Raw genomic sequence first — 15,989 nt, 5'->3', positions numbered from 1 at the left:
TATCAAAATAAAAGGCGCAAACCGTTTGACTGCGCCTCATTGATCAAATCTCGATTTTTCAGATCTTCTCGGTTTTTAACTCACTACCGCCTAAGCATGTATCGTCGCTAAGCCTTGATATATAGGCTTTCCAAGGAAATCGATCTCACGAATTTTCAGCTTTTCTCGTTTGTTCTCGGTTTCTTTGTTCATTTATCAATACTTAAGACCCTATACACTGCTGAGGTCGCAAGGCTTAAACGCCAACTTGCTGAACAAGCGGAAGATTTGGCCATCCTAAAAAAGGCGGCCACCTACTTCGCGAAGAACCAAAAGTAGCCAGATTTGAGTTCATCCTCGAGCATCAGCACCGTTTTTCTCTCAAGCGAATGGTGGAGGTACTCAAGGTATCGCGTAGTGGGTATTACACCTGGCGGCAGAACGGCATGACGCTGAGCCCAAGAGCGATTAAGCGTGCGGCCCGTGATGTGCTGATTAAAGCGTCTTTTGACGATTCCAAGAAGCGCAATGGCGCACGGCGTATTCAGCAAGATTTAGCGGATAATGACTGTAAGGCGGATATCAAAACCATTATGGACAGCATGTCACGGCAGTGTTTAGTGCCAAAGGCAGCGAAGAAATTTAAGGTAACGACCGACAGCAACCACAAGCATCCAGTCGCACCTAATTTGCTAGAGCAGAACTTTACTGCAAATGCGCCGAACCTGAAGTGGGCTGGCGACATCACGTATCTGTACACCAACGAAGGATGGCTATATCTGGCTGTAATCATTGACCTTTACTCTCGCACAGTGGTGGGTTGGTCGATGGCAAGCAGAATGACATCGGAGCTTGTTTGTGATGCATTGAGGATGGCTTTATTCCGCCGAAGCTTTCCTACCGGCGTGATTGTCCATAGCGACCGAGGCAGCCAATACTGCGCAAATGATTACCGTGCTTTGCTTCAGAAACATCAGTTAGTACAAAGCATGAGCCGTAAAGGAAATTGTTGGGATAATGCCTGCGTGGAAAGCTTCTTCCACACATTAAAGGTTGAAGCGCTGCAAGATGAGCCTCTCATGACACGAGATCAAATGAGACAAGCTGTATTTGAGTACATTGAGGTTGATTACAATCGGACCAGACGGCATAGTGCTCTTGGTTATTTGAGCCCAGAAAACTTTGAATTAAAAAATAGTGCTTAGCAAAGTGTCCACTATTACTGGATCAGATCAAAGTGAGGAGTTTCGTCAATGGTCATGATTACATCAAAACTGATTGATATTTAAGAAGACAGTATATTGATGAACGAAACTTGTGTGTAGTCTTATTGTATGAATTTAGCAATGTAGTTCAAACAGTTATCATACCCACATTTAGGAAGAATTTGAGTATTTGGCATCAATAGAGTGTGATCAGCTTCATGGCTACTATTATTCAAACCCCGTTGATTCTAAATGAATCGCCACTGATTTCCTAGACACCTTTTAGTTAGATAAACTAGCTAAAAAAGAGGTGTCCATGAGCCATAAACGTTACCCCGAACAATTCAAAATCGAAGCAGTAAAGCAAGTTACTGTTGCCGGTCATTCTGTTGCTGATGTTGCTCAGCGTTTAGGTACTACCACTCACAGTCTTTATGCCTGGATTAAGCGCTATGGTCCTGATTCCAAGGAACACCTTCAGCAATCTGCTGAGTCCGCCGAAATTCGACGACTACAAAAAGAGCTTAAGCGCGTTACTGAAGAACGTGACCTGTTAAAAAAAGCCGCGGCGTACTTCGCAAGCCACCCCGAGTAAGATACGCCTTTATCCAAGAGCATCATCACAGCCACTCTGTACGACAACTGTGTCAGCTATTTGATGTTCATCCGAGCGGGTATTACGCGTGGAGGAGCTGCGCAAAGTCGAAGCGACAACGTGACAATGAACGACTTACAGGTCAACTCAAACAGTGTTGGCTTGAGTCTGGTGGCGTCTATGGATACCGCAAACTTCATCGAGATCTGCGTGATCTTGGTGAGCAATGCGGTATTAATCGCGTACATCGCCTGATGCAGCGAGCGGGATTGCGAGCACAAGTTGGTTATCGCAAGCCTAGAGCTCGTAGTGGTGAGCAGCATGTTGTAACACCAAATCGTTTAGAACGGCAATTTAACCCCTTAGCGCCGAACAAAGCGTGGGTGACGGATATTACCTATATCAAAACACATGAAGGTTGGCTCTATCTTGGCGCAGTGATGGACTTGTTCTCACGTCGCATTATTGGTTGGTCAATGGGCAGTCGTATCACCAAAGAGCTCGCGCTAGATGCTTTATTAATGGCGGTATGGCGTCGTAAACCTGATGGCAAAGTGCTGGTTCATTCAGATCAGGGAAGCCAATACACCAGCCATGATTGGAATGAATTTTTAAGTGCTCATGGCTTGGAAGGTAGCATGAGCCGTCGAGGCAATTGCCATGATAACGCCGTAGCCGAGAGCTTCTTTCAACTGCTGAAACGTGAACGAATTAAGCTAAAAATCTATGCGACAAGGGACGACGCAAAGATGGATGTGTTTAATTATATTGAGATGTTTTACAACCCAAAACGACAGCATAGTTCCAATGATGGGCTATCACCGCTAGAATATGAACGTCAGTATTTTAATGAGGCTAAAAGTCGTCTAGTGAAGTAGTGGCGATTCAAAAGAACTCGCAATGCATTTAACTCAATTCCGCCAAGCTTAGATTTTAGAGGTTTCATCGTAGTCTATATAACTATCAAGATCATTCATTAATCAACATCTATCGCGCGTTAAATTTCGATGAATATACTCCCCATAGCTTTTTCGGAAATGCGCATTTAATCGTGTAGACTTATGGCGTTGATATTATGCTATAAAGGTCCTTATGTATCCTGTTGATATTCACGCTCACACCGTAGCATCTACTCATGCTTACAGTACGGTTCATGATTATTTAGCTGAAGCTAAAAATCGTGGATTACAGCTGTTTGCGCTGACCGATCATGGCCCTGCTATGGCGGATGCGCCACACTTCTGGCACTTTGTGAATATGACGGTGATCCCCCGTATTGTTGATGGCGTAGGGATACTGCGTGGTATTGAAGCCAACATCAAAAGTGTTGACGGCGATATCGATTTCTTTGGTGACTATCTCGCGCAGTTGGATATTGTGCTGGCCGGTTTGCACGAGCCGGTGTTGGCACCTGCTGATTGTGAATCCAACACCGCCGCGCTAGTGAATTGTATTGGTAGTGGCAAAGTGGATGTAATTACCCATCCAGGCAATACCCGTTACCCAATTGATCAACACGCGGTGGTTAAAGCGGCGGCAGAGTATAATGTCGCACTTGAGATCAACAACTCCTCGTTTCTCCATTCACGTAAAGGCAGCGAGGCCAACTGCTTAGCTATTGCCAAACTAGCCAAACTTTATGATGCACAGTTGGTGATGGGCTCAGATTCTCATGTCGCGTTCACTCTCGGCGGCTTCGAACAATCATTGAGTATTATTGATGCTGCCGACTATCCCCGCGATCGATTGCTAAACAATAGCCCAATGCAACTGCTCACATTTTTAACACAGCGCGGCCATCAAACCTTGGATGTGTTTTTACGTCATTTTGCTGAGTGATGCTAATGCCAGCAGTTGATACCTTAACCGAAACACAGCTGTTAACCGTGGTTCAGATTGCACTGCACGCGGGGCAGGCGATAATGCCGTTTTATCATCAGTCAACCCTAGATATTGAAACCAAGCAAGACAGTACCCCGTTAACTGCGGCAGATCTCGCGAGTCACCACAGCATTGTTAATGCGCTGACGCAGCAATTCCCAAACATTGAGGTTTTATCAGAGGAGTCTGCTGAGATTGGCTGGGAGACAAGACAACATTGGTCATGTTATTGGTTAATAGATCCGCTTGATGGCACGAAAGAGTTCATCAAGCGAAACGGAGAGTTTACTGTCAACATTGCTTTGATTGTTGATAATGTACCTATTGCGGGTGTGGTTTATGCGCCGGCATTAGGGCGCTGTTTCTTTGGTATGAAAGATCACGGGGCGTGGGAGTTTCAGCAAGATAGTGCGAAAGAACCTCCTTCAATTGACACAATTTTAAACGTACGACAGCCTCTAAAACGTCTTTCTGAGCCTAGAAAAGCAGTGATTCTTGCTAGCCGCTCGCATATAACGCCTGGGCTTGCTGGCTTTTTGAGCGAATTCAAAGATTTTCACTTGCGTGAAGTGGGGAGTTCGTTGAAGATGTGCCTCCTTGCGAGCGGCGAGGCTGATATTTATCCTAGACTCGGCGCTACGCATGAGTGGGATATTGCTGCTGCTCATGCAATTTTATCTGCGGCGGGTGGTTGTGTTTACCTTCACAACAGTCATTCACCGCTGCGATACAATACTAAGCCTGAATTAGAAAACCCCTGGTTCATTGCCTACAGGCCAGGTTGGATTGAGGATACTCCATGATTAGATTGGGAATTGACTTAGGTGGAACTAAGACAGAGATCGTTGCTCTGGCAGAAGATGGAACTGAACTTTACCGTCACCGTGAACCTTCTGCCCATGATTACCCGGGCACTCTGACTACCATTGCTCAATTGGTCAACATGGCTGAAGCTGAACTAGGTGAAAAATGTAGCTTAGGTGTCGGCATCCCAGGTGTTGTTTCTCCTTTCACTGGATTGGTGAAGAACGGCAATTCTGTTTGGTTGCACGGCCATCCACTCGATAAAGACCTCGGTGAATTACTTGATCGCGAAGTGCGTGTCGCTAACGACGCTAACTGCTTTGCCGTGTCTGAAGCCGTTGATGGTGCTGCCGCTGGTAAAGGTTTTGTCCTTGGGCTGATTATTGGTACTGGCTGTGGTGCTGGAATCGCTGTAAATGGCCAAGTACATACGGGCGGTAATGGTATTGCGGGTGAAGTAGGGCACACGCCATTGCCATGGATGGAGCCTGAAGAGTTCCGTTCAACGAAATGCTTCTGCGGCAACTACGACTGCATTGAAAACTACATTTCAGGTACTGGCTTCGTAAGAGATTTTAACGAACGCCACCCTGAGTTACAGGTGGAAACCGGGCAAGATATCACCGCTCTGATCGCTGAGAACCATGCCGGTGCAATCGCTACTTTTGAACGCTACCTTGATCGTCTGGCGCGCAGTTTGGCACAAATGATCAATATCATGGATCCAGATGTGATTGTATTAGGCGGTGGAATGTCAGCTGTCGATGCGATCTATCCAGAGTTGCCAGCGCGCGTTGCGAGTTATGTTGTTGGTCGCGAGAGTGAAACGCCAATTGTGAAGAATGTTCATGGCGGTTCATCTGGTGTACGTGGAGCTGCGTGGTTGTGGCCTTTGTAAGAAGTTACACACTCTAAACGACATTCCCAACTAAGAGATTACCTGAACGATGTTTTTGCTGAAAAAAGTATTCTCTCAAATGTTTATGCCAGTACCGTTTGCGGTGATTTTGCTGCTGGTAGCATTGTGGCAGTTTGGTCGCCGGCCTAAGTTAGCCAAGAGTTTAATCGTGGCATCGATACTCTGGTTGGGGATGTTGGCAAGCAGCTTTGGCAGCTACTGGTTACTGTGGCCGTTGGAACAGCAATTCGCGGTTTATGATAAACCGATGCCGCATAGTTGTGTAGTGATGGTATTAGGCTCTGGCCATGATGATGGCATCAAAGGTGAAGCCCGCCATCAACTGTCAACAACTGCATTAGCGCGTCTTACAGAAGGTGTCGCCTTGGTTAAAAAGGCGGCTTCCAAAGACTGTATGTTAGTGCTCAGCGGTTGGACAGGCGGTGGTTCGAATCATACTTCGCACGCTGCTGAGATGAAGCAAGCTGCTGTCGAAATGGGCGCTGATCCCGCGCGTATTCTCACACTTGATGAAGCGAAAGATACCATCGAAGAAGCGTTGGCGCTTCGACAGACATTCGGTGCCTCGGCAACTGATGTTGGCGATGAAGTGGTTGGCGGGCGTAAGCTATTTGTGGTGACCTCGGCGAGTCACATGCCGCGTGCGATGGAAATCTTTGTCGGCCTCGGCTTTGATCCTGTCGCTGCACCGACAGACTTTTTAGGTCGGCAAGACCATTGGTGGCGCTTATCTACTGAAAACCTCGATAACTCTGCCAAGGCGATGCACGAATATATGGGTACAGTTTGGCTGCGCATTCGCATGTTGCTAGGGTTCTAAGGAGCTCCGGTGCAGACCATAGAGATCTATTCCACTTCTCGACGTAACGCACTAACACTTACCGTAGCCGGGGCAAGCGCGCTGATTATTGCGTTTGCCTTGTTTCTAGGTGTGAAATCCCTGTTTTATGTTGCCTTGGTGCTGTTTGTGCTCGGTGCTGTAGCGCTGGTTATCGGCGTTGCGAAGCAGTATGAGCCTGCTGTGCTCATGGCGTTAGAAAGTGACGGCCTGCGTTATTTTCATCGCCGCGGCTCTATGTTTATCGAATGGCGCAACATTCAGCGGCTCGATTTTCCGCGCGTTCAACGCGGTTTAGATCAAATTGAACTGCCATTTATTGGCGTTAAGCTGCAGGCCATTAATCCGATTCTTGATAATATTTCCCCTCGCTTAGCGTCTGGGCTGCTGTCGGAGCAGCGTTCACTTGCCATGACGGCGTTGGCCAACGATGAGGACTTAAACGCGTTAGAGCAGTATTTAAGCGCCGAATTTAAGCCGCTAGTAGTTAATGGTGATCGTTACCGCGGGCTACTTTCAATGTTCGGGCGACGTTGTCTGACACTCGACAAGTATCTCGGATATCATCTTTATTTTCCTTCCGAATTTGTTGAAAACTCACCGCAAGAGTTCCTAAGCCTGTTGCGCAAGGTGTGGAATGAACGGCGATTTGTTGATTGATGTTGCCAATTAAGCATTGAGAACAACTGAGCAACTGTACTGAGTTACTAAGGGTTCCAGCTAGATCGCCAAATTTAGCTCAGCGCCTGCCGCCATCGTCATTCTGTTAATATTGGTTTGATATCAGCTTGTTTAAATATTCGATGTTATCTTGTTGGTCAAAATTCATGAATGTCCAATCGTAGTAAAAGGATAGGTCTGCTTATTGCAGGTTACGGTGGAGAGTTCTATAGTAACAAACGCCACTAAGGCTCAGATTTAATTCCTGAATTAAGGCATTTTTTGTCATGGTGATAGCAAGATTTGTCAGTCATAGTTCACCAAAAAGAAGATTGAAACGATGAGTACAGGTAAAGTTAAGTGGTTCAACGGAGATAAAGGCTTCGGGTTTATTACTCCAGATGATGGTGGCAAAGATTTGTTCGTTCATCATTCGGAAATTAAAATGGATGGCTATAAATCACTTAATGATGGCCAGAAAGTGGAATTTGAAATCGGTAAGGGCCAAAAAGGTCCATGTGCGGTTAACGTCAAGCCGTTATAAATATCGTTATCTATCCATAGCCATATCAGAAAGACCCGCGGTGATCCTACGCGGGTTTTTTATTGATGCCTTCAGCAGGCCATCAGTAGCGCCAAGATCGCTTGCTGCAAACTGCTTCAATTTTTCCCCCGAGTTTCATAAGCCCATTATCGACATAAGCAGGCGTCAGTCGATGTTTCGCTTGCCAGCTCACTTGTTCCCCATCGTCTAGTGACGTTTTGGATATTCCGGAATATCAGCGTTAGCGGCGTACTTCGCCATTGTGTAATAGTTAATTTTAAGATGGATAGGCAAAAGAAAAGGGCCTCGAGAGGCCCTTTATCATCAGAACTATTCACTTAGTGATTAGAACTTCACGTGTACCTTGTCGATACCGTAAGTTTTGCCTTCACCGTGACAAGTTGAGCAAGATTCAACTGGCAGGTTAACTGCTGTGTCTGGAGCATCAGCAGTAGTTGCACCGTTAGACTTGAAGTGAGCCAGAGCTGCTTCGCTAACGTGACATGCACGGCATGATTCAGCAACTGGGCTGATGTAACCGCCGGTTACAGCGATAGAACGTTTACCAGAAGCCAGACCACCGTCTGCAGCAAACAGGTTGCTACCAGTGTGACATGCGGTACAGTCGCCTTGAACACCAGGGAAACCAACAACTTCCATTGCACCAGTGCGAGAGTTGATTGCTGAGTGTACGCCTTCAACCACGTCGAAGTTACCTGAGTGATAGCGGTGAACTACAGTTACCAAATCACGGTTACGGAATGCAGTGATAGCTTTAACTGCTTGGTTGCCTTCAGCATCAACATAGAACGCATTTGGATGGTAAGAACCCGCGTAGTCATTGTTGTGACAGTCCATACATTGAGTGAACTTGTACACGCCATGGCCTGCGCCTTTGGTTACGTCAAGGTTGTTATGGCAAGCTTCACACTTAGCTTCAGATACAGTGAGTTGAGCACCACCTGCGAAACGAGCGGAGGTACCTTCATCGTCTGCAGCTGCGGTGTCTAAGTCAAAGAACTTAGTTTCAGCAGTTACACCGATTGCAGTAGAGAACACAGGGCTACCGTGTACAACTTCAACTGGGTTACCGTAAGCACGTGATTGAGTTGCATCACAAGTTGCAGCTTGCAGGTTAGTAGCCACACAGAAAGTCGCTTCAGTACCTACATAGATAGTACCAGTTGCTTCTTCTGGAGTTACGGCACGAGTCAGAACCAGTTTACCAGTGTCAGAGAAGGTACCAGCAGTCAAAGCAGGACGTGCAGCCCAACGATGTACCGCACCGTTGTCATCCACATTACCCATCAGAGTTGCAGCAACACCCAGTACAGACAGATCTGATGACAGAGCACCGTTCACGGTTACGTCAGCAGTTACAGTCAGAGTACCAGCCGCAACGCTTGCACCGGTGAAGTCGATTTGAACCAAGCTAGCCAGTTCTTTGCGTTCACCTACGCGGTGTGCATTAACAGGAGCTAAGCCACCACTTGAGTGACAGAATGAACATTGAGAATCATCAGCTTGAGCCAGTTGGAATTCAGCATGGCCTTGACCGGTAGCAAAGTTGATGTTGGTGTGACAACCAGTACAAGCAGCGCGTGTTGGTTCATCATTCCAAGTAGTTTTGCCTTCGTCTGCGCTGTGACAAACAGTACATTCATTTAATGGTGCTGGATAGCCAATTTCTGACCATTCTTCAGCTTGAATGAAACCGTATTGCGCCAGTTCAGCTAAGTGCGCGCCACCGTGGATACGGTGAATCATCGCTGGCAGGTCAAATACATAACCTTCAGCAGCTTGTGTTTCGCTTGGCTGTCTTGCTGGGTTGTGACAGAAGATACAGTTTTCTACGCTTTGGTAGTTACCGTGCGCACCGATGTTAGCGATCTTACCAGTAGCTTCGCTTTCACCGTGACATTGTTTACAAGCAGCATCTGCAACAGTGTCTTTGCCTGTTGCTGTGGCAAGTTCACCAGTCGCTGGAATGTAATCGATGCTTGGCAGGATTTTTTCACTGATTGCATTACCATCAGCGTCGGTCATGTTGTAAACACGAACCATAACGCGATGTGGAGCACTTAGATCATCAGCTGCGCTCATGATAGGTGCGTTACCTTCATGTGCCCAAGTACCAGTATAACTACCTGGGTTAGCTGGATCTTCAGTCAATGTACATGCTTCAGCAGTGCCACGCATGCCTTCTGGAGTACAGTATACGGTACCGTTGCTTTGCCAGAATACTGATGGACCATCATTGGTCGCATTAGGCATTGCAGTTACTGAGTATACACGGATCAAATCTAAGCCAGACAAAGGCTTAACTTCACCCGCTTGGTTAAGAGCAGTAGCTTTAAACTTCAGTACGAATGCATCGCTACCCGCCAGAGTATTTTCTGCTGGATCGATGGTAAAGGTTACGTCACCAGCTGAATATACAGTTGATACTACTTCACCTGCGTTCAGGCCGTTTGCACCATCTGCGCCATCAGCACCGTCTGCACCATTAGCGCCTGGAGCACCAGCAGCACCGTCTGCACCGTCGCTACCATCACCGCAAGCGGTTAATGCCAGCATACCGGACAGCATCAGCGCCAGTAATGACATATTATGATTTTTCATCATTGCGTCCCTTGTTGAAATTATATTGACTGCTTTTGCAGTACATTAAATATAACTATTTCTTTGTGGGTATAGAGTTAATAGATGTTCGATTTGTGAATTATGGGTTAAGAAAGGAATATGGAAATTTCAAAAAATGAAATGTGTAATTTTATAAAACGTAATATAGGATTATAAGTGAGACTGTCATCAGACTTTCAGACACTAGAGGGGAAAGTACCCCGCACTAGTGTCTGAAATTTGACTGCATAATTATGTGCCGAACTGGCGTAAATCTTCTTTATTCTGGAAGTCTAATAGACGCGAAATGATATCGACCAGCAACTGTCTTTGGCTTTCGTTGTACCTTCGGTAATTTTCTGATTTCTCGATAATATTGTACGCTGGCATTGAAATTGTGCGATGCAGTTTATCGACTTCGGCCGGAGGCAATACCGCACAACGTAACCCAGTTACTTGCTCAATGTGACAAAGTTCTGTGGCTGGTGCAAAGGCAACACTGTCCATAGTGAGTAGGTGGGCGTACCACTCTTCAATATCTTCTATGCACTCAATATCGTTAAGTGGAATGTTTTCTTGTTGGCAATAGAGTTCGAGAGGATCGATACGCTCGTTAAAGCCTCTAATCGTAAGATAAACAAATGGATGTCGAGCAATATCTTCGATGGATATTTTAGGATAATTGCGCCAAAGAACATGGTCTTCGCGACAGATAAACCCTAGCTCTTGAACTTCCCCAAGGCTTGTACTGATGAGCTCTTGGTTATCCACTTGCTCTAAGGTGATCCCCAGATCCAATTCGCCACTGTGGATCAAATCTGCGGATTCATCTTGCCACTTATACAAACGTACTTTCCCGAGGCGGGCTTTTATGTCGGTTTGTCCAAGCACATGGGATAGTGCCGACATAAGTCCATAGCCTACCGCAATATGCAAACAGCCATCGGCTCGACAGTCTTTACTGCTTTTGGCTTGTTGCTCGAGTTGGTAGACAGTTTGAATAAAATCGCAAACTGGATGGTAGAGGGTTTCAGCCAGCGGAGTTGCTTTCAGTTTCTGTTGGCGGCGGTAAAAGAGCTCATCGTCAAACGCCATGCGCAAGGCGCTTAAGCAGCGACTAATTTTCGGCGCGGAAACTGAGAGTTCCCGTGCTGTGATATTGGCGTGCCCTGTTTCATAGATATTCTTAAACACCATTAGCGTAAAAATATCTAACTCACACAATTGCTTAAGGAGTCTGCTGGTCATAAATATTGTTCAGCCTAGAAAAGGTGGCTTCTGGTAAGTTAAAAAAGTTTCGTATCTCACCTAATGCTAAACAATCTTATGGCGTTTAACTGTGATAATCGCTATTTGATGGATTTAAAATGAGAAATTGTGGCAGAAATGCGATGATGGTCACACCTGGCTGCAATTCTGCCGGCCGAATTTTAATCCGTCTCAAAACTCAATTTTTGCGTTGGAGTAGCATTTTTTAGAAGTGATGGCACCTCATCCAGGAGGTTTACCTGTTCTTTAACGCGAACACCGATAAACTGGCCACCTTCGAATATCTCCATGCTAGTACTAAAGACTTCCCCTTCGACAGTACCACTTTCGGTGATAATCAGCTTTTCACAGCTGACTTTGCCTCGAAAAACGCCTGAAACTTTCAGTTCAACACATCTTAACTGACCATCAATGATGCCATTGGGCTCGATTGATATGCCGCAATCGGCGTGAATATCCCCTTGAAGAGAACCAGAAACCAGCGTGTCTCCATCAAAATACATGGTACCTGTGACACTGGTCCCTTTGGCTATATAGGTAATTTCTGATTTTTTAGGTTTGCTTCCAAACATCACGACCACCGTATGTAATTGTTATAGGATTTGTTGCGGTTTAGACGTCAGATGTTACCGATAACCTTACGATAAAAAAACAATTAATAATTGGCGCAGCGCTTGAATATTGGCGAATTGGAATATGTAGTAGAAATTAGGCTATAGACTGCGATGTACTCGGTTGAATAAGAAAGCGCTCGACTACTCGTCGGGCGCTTTAAATTCAATAAAATAAAGACTGGTTTAGGAACCGTGGTACCCATTAGGATTTTGCGATTGCCACTTCCAGCTAGAAGAAACGATATCTTCGAGCGTGTGCTTAGCCTCCCATTGTAGGAGTTCTTTTGCTAGGCTAGGATCTCCAAAGTATTCAGCGATATCCCCAGCTCGTCGTGCAACAAACTGATGAGCGATTTCTTTACCACTGGCTTGTTCATAAGCTTTTAGCATCTCCAGAACGCTTACACCTTTGCCAGTACCCAAATTACAGGTAATCAGCCCCGGTGCTTGTGCAAGCTTAGCGAGTGCTTTTACGTGTCCATCAGCTAAGTCGACAACATGGATGTAATCTCTAACACCTGTTCCATCAACTGTTGGGTAATCATTTCCAAAGATGCTTAGAACGTTACGCTTACCTATGGCCACTTGTGAGATGAAGGGCATTAGGTTGTTAGGAATGTCATTAGGATCTTCTCCAATCATTCCGCTTTCATGTGCACCAACAGGATTGAAATAACGTAACCGAGCGATATTCCATCGTTTATCTGCGTGAGAAAGGTCTTCCAGAATGTTCTCTACCATTAATTTTGACTGTCCATAAGGATTTGTGGTTCCTAATGGAAAATCTTCCTTTAATGGCTGAATTGCAGATTCGCGATAAACAGTTGCAGAGGAGCTGAAAACTAAGTTAAACACGTTTGCCTCAGTCATTGCCTCTAATAATACCAAACTACCAGCTACGTTATTTTGGTAGTACTTAATTGGCTTAGCAACAGACTCACCAACGGCTTTTAACCCTGCAAAATGAATGACCGAAATGACATTATGAGACGTCATTACATCAACTAATAACGATTTATCTAATACATCACCTCGGTAAAAAGGGATGGATTTTCCTGTTATTTTTTCTACCCGATGTAATGATTCAACTGATGAATTACAAAGGTTATCAACAACAACGACTTGGTAATTGTTGTTTAGTAACTCGACGAGTGTGTGGCTTCCAATATATCCTGCACCACCTGTCACTAATACTGTCATGGCTTAAAGTTTCCCTACAAACTCTTTTAAGTAAGTCACAAATTCATCACCAACTTCTTTATGACGCACTGCATGCTCGATGATTGCTTGCATGTAACCGAGTTTGTTACCGCAGTCATGACTTTTACCCAGCATGTAGTAAGCGTCTACTTGTTGTGATTCCATCAGCATCGCAATCGCATCGGTTAACTGAATTTCGCCACCGGCTCCTAGCGGAGTTTTAGCAAGCAGCGACCAAATGTCGGCTGGCAGGACATAGCGTCCTACTACGGCAAGATTTGATGGTGCTTCGTCAATCTTTGGCTTTTCAACTAATTGTTCTAAAGGCGCTGAGCCGCCTGGATGTAACTCGTGACCATTGACGTCGGCGATACCGTATTGATTGACCATGTCTTCTGGTACACCTTCAACCATGATTTGGCCGTGGCCAGTTTCATCGAACAGGCGCACCATAGACGCCAAGTTGTCTTGTTTTAGGTCGCAACTGGCATCATCGATCAGCACGTCTGGCAAAATTACTGCGAATGGGTTATCACCAACAACTGACTGCGCACAAAGGATGGCATGGCCGAGTCCTTTCGCTTGCGACTGACGCACACTGATAATAGTGACATCATCAGGGCAGATTGATTGAACTTCGTTTAATAGCTGACGTTTAACACGACGTTCTAACTGGGTCTCTAATTCAAAACTGGTATCAAAGTGGTTTTCAATCGAGTTTTTACTGGCGTGAGTGACCAGCACAATCTCTTTAATGCCAGCAGCAATCGCTTCATTCACGACGTATTGGATTAAAGGGCGATCAACGACCGGCAGCATCTCTTTTGGAATAGCTTTTGTGGCGGGCAGCATGCGGGTGCCGAGGCCGGCAACAGGGATGACTGCCTTTCGAATGGTACTTGACTTCATAGACGTCCTTTTCGGGGGTAAATGGTGTAGTTGTAAATGAGGTAATTGTATCTCAATGGCAAACTATTACCACGATTCGACAAGCCATTCGTTCGTTTACCATAAAAATCGCTATTCCCAATCATGATTAAACATGATTTCGCCAGCAGTTCACCATTTGTTAACAAGGCTATTTAACAAAGGCGCAGTACTCATGGTTAGGAATAGTTGAGGATGGTGTTTTGAGTGGCTAAAAATTGGCCACATATTTGTACTGGAGTGTAAACCTGACTTGCCACATCTGTGTTAAACTTCTACCTTATAGCAATAGTCGTTGGCATATCTTTTGTCCTGCGGCTGGAAATCCCAAAACGAGAATAAAATAAGAGAAACGTTTATGCGGTTGGAAGTCACTTGCCTCGACAGAGTAGGTGTGGCCAAGGATATTTTGACGGTCCTCGAACGTTATAGCATCAACCTTGTGTCTATTGATGCTATGACCAAAGGATGTCTGTATTTGCAGTTTGCCGAAGTCCCCTTTGAAACCCTAAAAGAATTAATGCCCCAAGTCCGTAAAGTGGACGGTGTTCATGATGTGCGAACTGTTGCCGTTATGCCATCAGAGCAGGAGCGTTACGCCCTTAAAACATTACTGAAGACACTGCCTGACGGCGTCTTTTCTATTGATGCAAAAGGCAAAATTCGCTTTGTAAATGAAGCCGCATTATTCATGTTGGGGATGCAAGAACATGAAGTGGCTGATGAGCCATTGAACCACTGGGTTCAGGGCTTTAACTTCGCCCGTTGGATGAGCGAATCTGCGGTTATTGGCCAAACGGCTCGCGTGCATATCGGCAATGATGAGTACCTCGCCGAGATGTTACCCATCGAACTCCCCGAAGATGAACAACAATGTTTACTCGCGGGCGCGGTTATCACCTTGAAAACGCCTGATCGTGTTGGTAAGCAATTCAATGCGTTGCAACGTCGTTACAAAGGCTTTGAAAACGTTTTAGCTGCCAGTGAAAAGCTGCAAGAAATTGTGAAGCAAGCGCAGCGGATTGCACAACTTGATGCACCGTTGTTAATCACCGGCGAAACTGGTACTGGCAAGGAGATGATGGCGCGCGCATGTCATGATGCCAGCCTGCGACGAGAAAAGCCGTTCGTCGCAATCAATTGTGCCGCTATTCCTGATAGTGCGGTAGAAGAAGAGCTATTTGGTTATGTAAGCAATGGCAAATTGACCAAGCAGGGCTTTTTCGAAGAGGCCAAAGGCGGCACAGTGTTTTTAGATGAAGTCGCTGAGATGACCAACTCAGCGCAAGTAAAACTGCTGCGATTACTTCAAGATGGCAGTTTCCGCCGGGTGGGTGGGGAAGAGGATATTCGCCCAGATATTCGTATCATCTGCTCTACACAAGAGAATCTGGCTAAACGTTGCCAAGAAGGGAAGTTTAGAGAAGATCTTTATTACCGTATCCATGTGTTGGGATTCCATCTGCCAGCATTACGTGAACGCCGCGCTGATATTCTGCCGCTTGCAGAAATGTTCTTAGAGCATTACTCCCAGCAGCTGTCTTGCCCAGTCAAACGCATCTCCGCAAAATGCCGGACTTTCCTGCAAGCCTATGCATGGCCCGGTAACGTGCGACAGTTAAAAAATGCCATATTCCGAGCGGTTTCGATGTGGGACGGTTCGTCGACTGAACTTACCGTGGAGCAGTTAAAACTGCCATCGTATGAAGAAGGGCAAGGTTATTTTGATGCTGATTTTGATGGTTCACTCGATCAAGCGATGAAGAAGTTTGAATCGAGTTTACTGCGGCGTTTGTATCCTACTTACCCAAGTACACGACAACTGGCGAAAAAACTGGGTGTATCTCATACCGCAATAGCTAACAAATTGCGCGAATATGGGATTAATAAACCCAATAAGTAGCCTAAAAAAGGCCACCTCTGAATGATGTT

General features: G+C 45.7%; 13 protein-coding genes and 1 pseudogene. 9 read left to right on the top strand and 5 right to left on the bottom strand.

What is annotated here, in order from left to right; genetic code table 11:
- Positions 1 to 219: 219 nt before the first annotated feature.
- The 8 genes and pseudogenes from JYB87_RS12590 to JYB87_RS12555 form a co-directional block, all read left to right on the top strand.
- Positions 220 to 1,184, top strand: a pseudogene (locus tag JYB87_RS12590) (IS3 family transposase); the annotation flags it as partial.
- A 316-nt stretch (positions 1,185 to 1,500) separates the two neighbouring features.
- Positions 1,501 to 2,657 (top strand): IS3 family transposase gene (locus tag JYB87_RS12585; protein ID WP_207353773.1). Its coding sequence is split into 2 segments (ribosomal slippage): positions 1,501 to 1,738 and positions 1,738 to 2,657, totalling 1,158 coding nucleotides; the frame shifts between segments, so codons are not numbered across the junction.
- Between the two features lie 214 nt (positions 2,658 to 2,871).
- Positions 2,872 to 3,618, top strand: a complete 747-nt coding sequence (locus JYB87_RS12580; RefSeq protein WP_207353831.1) for a phosphatase — start codon at positions 2,872 to 2,874, stop codon at positions 3,616 to 3,618.
- Between the two features lie 5 nt (positions 3,619 to 3,623).
- On the top strand, positions 3,624 to 4,463 hold the full coding sequence (gene cysQ / locus JYB87_RS12575; protein WP_228729860.1) for a 3'(2'),5'-bisphosphate nucleotidase CysQ: 840 nt from the start codon (positions 3,624 to 3,626) through the stop codon (positions 4,461 to 4,463).
- On the top strand, positions 4,460 to 5,362 hold the full coding sequence (gene mak / locus JYB87_RS12570) for a fructokinase (protein ID WP_207353829.1): 903 nt from the start codon (positions 4,460 to 4,462) through the stop codon (positions 5,360 to 5,362). The genes cysQ and mak overlap by 4 nt, the downstream gene beginning before the upstream one ends.
- 49 nt (positions 5,363 to 5,411) lie before the next feature.
- Positions 5,412 to 6,203, top strand: a complete 792-nt coding sequence (locus tag JYB87_RS12565; protein ID WP_207353828.1) for a YdcF family protein — start codon at positions 5,412 to 5,414, stop codon at positions 6,201 to 6,203.
- Positions 6,204 to 6,212: 9 nt separating this feature from the next.
- Positions 6,213 to 6,881, top strand: a complete 669-nt coding sequence (locus JYB87_RS12560) for a DUF2982 domain-containing protein (RefSeq protein ID WP_207353827.1) — start codon at positions 6,213 to 6,215, stop codon at positions 6,879 to 6,881.
- A 340-nt stretch (positions 6,882 to 7,221) separates the two neighbouring features.
- Complete coding sequence (locus tag JYB87_RS12555) at positions 7,222 to 7,425, top strand: cold-shock protein (protein ID WP_207353826.1); 204 nt, start codon at positions 7,222 to 7,224, stop codon at positions 7,423 to 7,425.
- 345 nt (positions 7,426 to 7,770) lie between these two features.
- Here JYB87_RS12555 and JYB87_RS12550 read toward each other — a convergent pair whose 3' ends face one another.
- The 5 genes from JYB87_RS12550 to galU all read right to left on the bottom strand — a co-directional run bounded on the left by JYB87_RS12550 (position 7,771) and on the right by galU (position 14,039).
- On the bottom strand, positions 7,771 to 10,050 hold the full coding sequence (locus tag JYB87_RS12550) for an OmcA/MtrC family decaheme c-type cytochrome (RefSeq protein WP_207353825.1): 2,280 nt from the start codon (positions 10,048 to 10,050) through the stop codon (positions 7,771 to 7,773).
- Between the two features lie 249 nt (positions 10,051 to 10,299).
- Positions 10,300 to 11,295, bottom strand: coding sequence for a LysR family transcriptional regulator (locus JYB87_RS12545; protein ID WP_207353824.1), 996 nt, complete (start codon positions 11,293 to 11,295; stop codon positions 10,300 to 10,302).
- Between the two features lie 182 nt (positions 11,296 to 11,477).
- The gene (locus tag JYB87_RS12540; RefSeq protein WP_207353823.1) at positions 11,478 to 11,888 is read right to left on the bottom strand and encodes a bactofilin family protein; all 411 of its coding nucleotides are present in this window, start codon (positions 11,886 to 11,888) and stop codon (positions 11,478 to 11,480) included.
- A 225-nt stretch (positions 11,889 to 12,113) separates the two neighbouring features.
- Positions 12,114 to 13,130, bottom strand: a complete 1,017-nt coding sequence (gene galE / locus JYB87_RS12535; RefSeq protein WP_207353822.1) for a UDP-glucose 4-epimerase GalE — start codon at positions 13,128 to 13,130, stop codon at positions 12,114 to 12,116.
- A gap of 3 nt (positions 13,131 to 13,133) precedes the next feature.
- On the bottom strand, positions 13,134 to 14,039 hold the full coding sequence (gene galU / locus JYB87_RS12530) for a UTP--glucose-1-phosphate uridylyltransferase GalU (RefSeq protein ID WP_207353821.1): 906 nt from the start codon (positions 14,037 to 14,039) through the stop codon (positions 13,134 to 13,136).
- Positions 14,040 to 14,415: 376 nt separating this feature from the next.
- On the opposite strand from galU, the gene tyrR reads away from it, so the two are divergent.
- Complete coding sequence (gene tyrR, locus JYB87_RS12525; RefSeq protein WP_207353820.1) at positions 14,416 to 15,960, top strand: transcriptional regulator TyrR; 1,545 nt, start codon at positions 14,416 to 14,418, stop codon at positions 15,958 to 15,960.
- Positions 15,961 to 15,989: the final 29 nt, after the last annotated feature.

It is taken from the genome of Shewanella avicenniae (assembly GCF_017354945.1).
Taxonomy (GTDB): Bacteria; Pseudomonadota; Gammaproteobacteria; order Enterobacterales; family Shewanellaceae; genus Shewanella; species Shewanella avicenniae.
This window is presented reverse-complemented; position numbering and strand designations above follow the sequence as displayed.

Excerpts from the sequence above, each read along its gene's own strand:
- JYB87_RS12580 (WP_207353831.1), top strand. The coding sequence starts at position 2,872 with ATGTATCCTGTTGATATTCACGCTCACACCGTAGCATCTACTCATGCT.
- cysQ (WP_228729860.1), top strand. The coding sequence starts at position 3,624 with ATGCCAGCAGTTGATACCTTAACCGAAACACAGCTGTTAACCGTGGTT.
- mak (WP_207353829.1), top strand. The coding sequence starts at position 4,460 with ATGATTAGATTGGGAATTGACTTAGGTGGAACTAAGACAGAGATCGTT.
- JYB87_RS12565 (WP_207353828.1), top strand. The coding sequence starts at position 5,412 with ATGTTTTTGCTGAAAAAAGTATTCTCTCAAATGTTTATGCCAGTACCG.
- JYB87_RS12555 (WP_207353826.1), top strand. The coding sequence starts at position 7,222 with ATGAGTACAGGTAAAGTTAAGTGGTTCAACGGAGATAAAGGCTTCGGG.
- JYB87_RS12550 (WP_207353825.1), bottom strand. The coding sequence starts at position 10,050 with ATGATGAAAAATCATAATATGTCATTACTGGCGCTGATGCTGTCCGGT.
- JYB87_RS12545 (WP_207353824.1), bottom strand. The coding sequence starts at position 11,295 with ATGACCAGCAGACTCCTTAAGCAATTGTGTGAGTTAGATATTTTTACG.
- JYB87_RS12540 (WP_207353823.1), bottom strand. The coding sequence starts at position 11,888 with ATGTTTGGAAGCAAACCTAAAAAATCAGAAATTACCTATATAGCCAAA.
- galE (WP_207353822.1), bottom strand. The coding sequence starts at position 13,130 with ATGACAGTATTAGTGACAGGTGGTGCAGGATATATTGGAAGCCACACA.
- galU (WP_207353821.1), bottom strand. The coding sequence starts at position 14,039 with ATGAAGTCAAGTACCATTCGAAAGGCAGTCATCCCTGTTGCCGGCCTC.
- tyrR (WP_207353820.1), top strand. The coding sequence starts at position 14,416 with ATGCGGTTGGAAGTCACTTGCCTCGACAGAGTAGGTGTGGCCAAGGAT.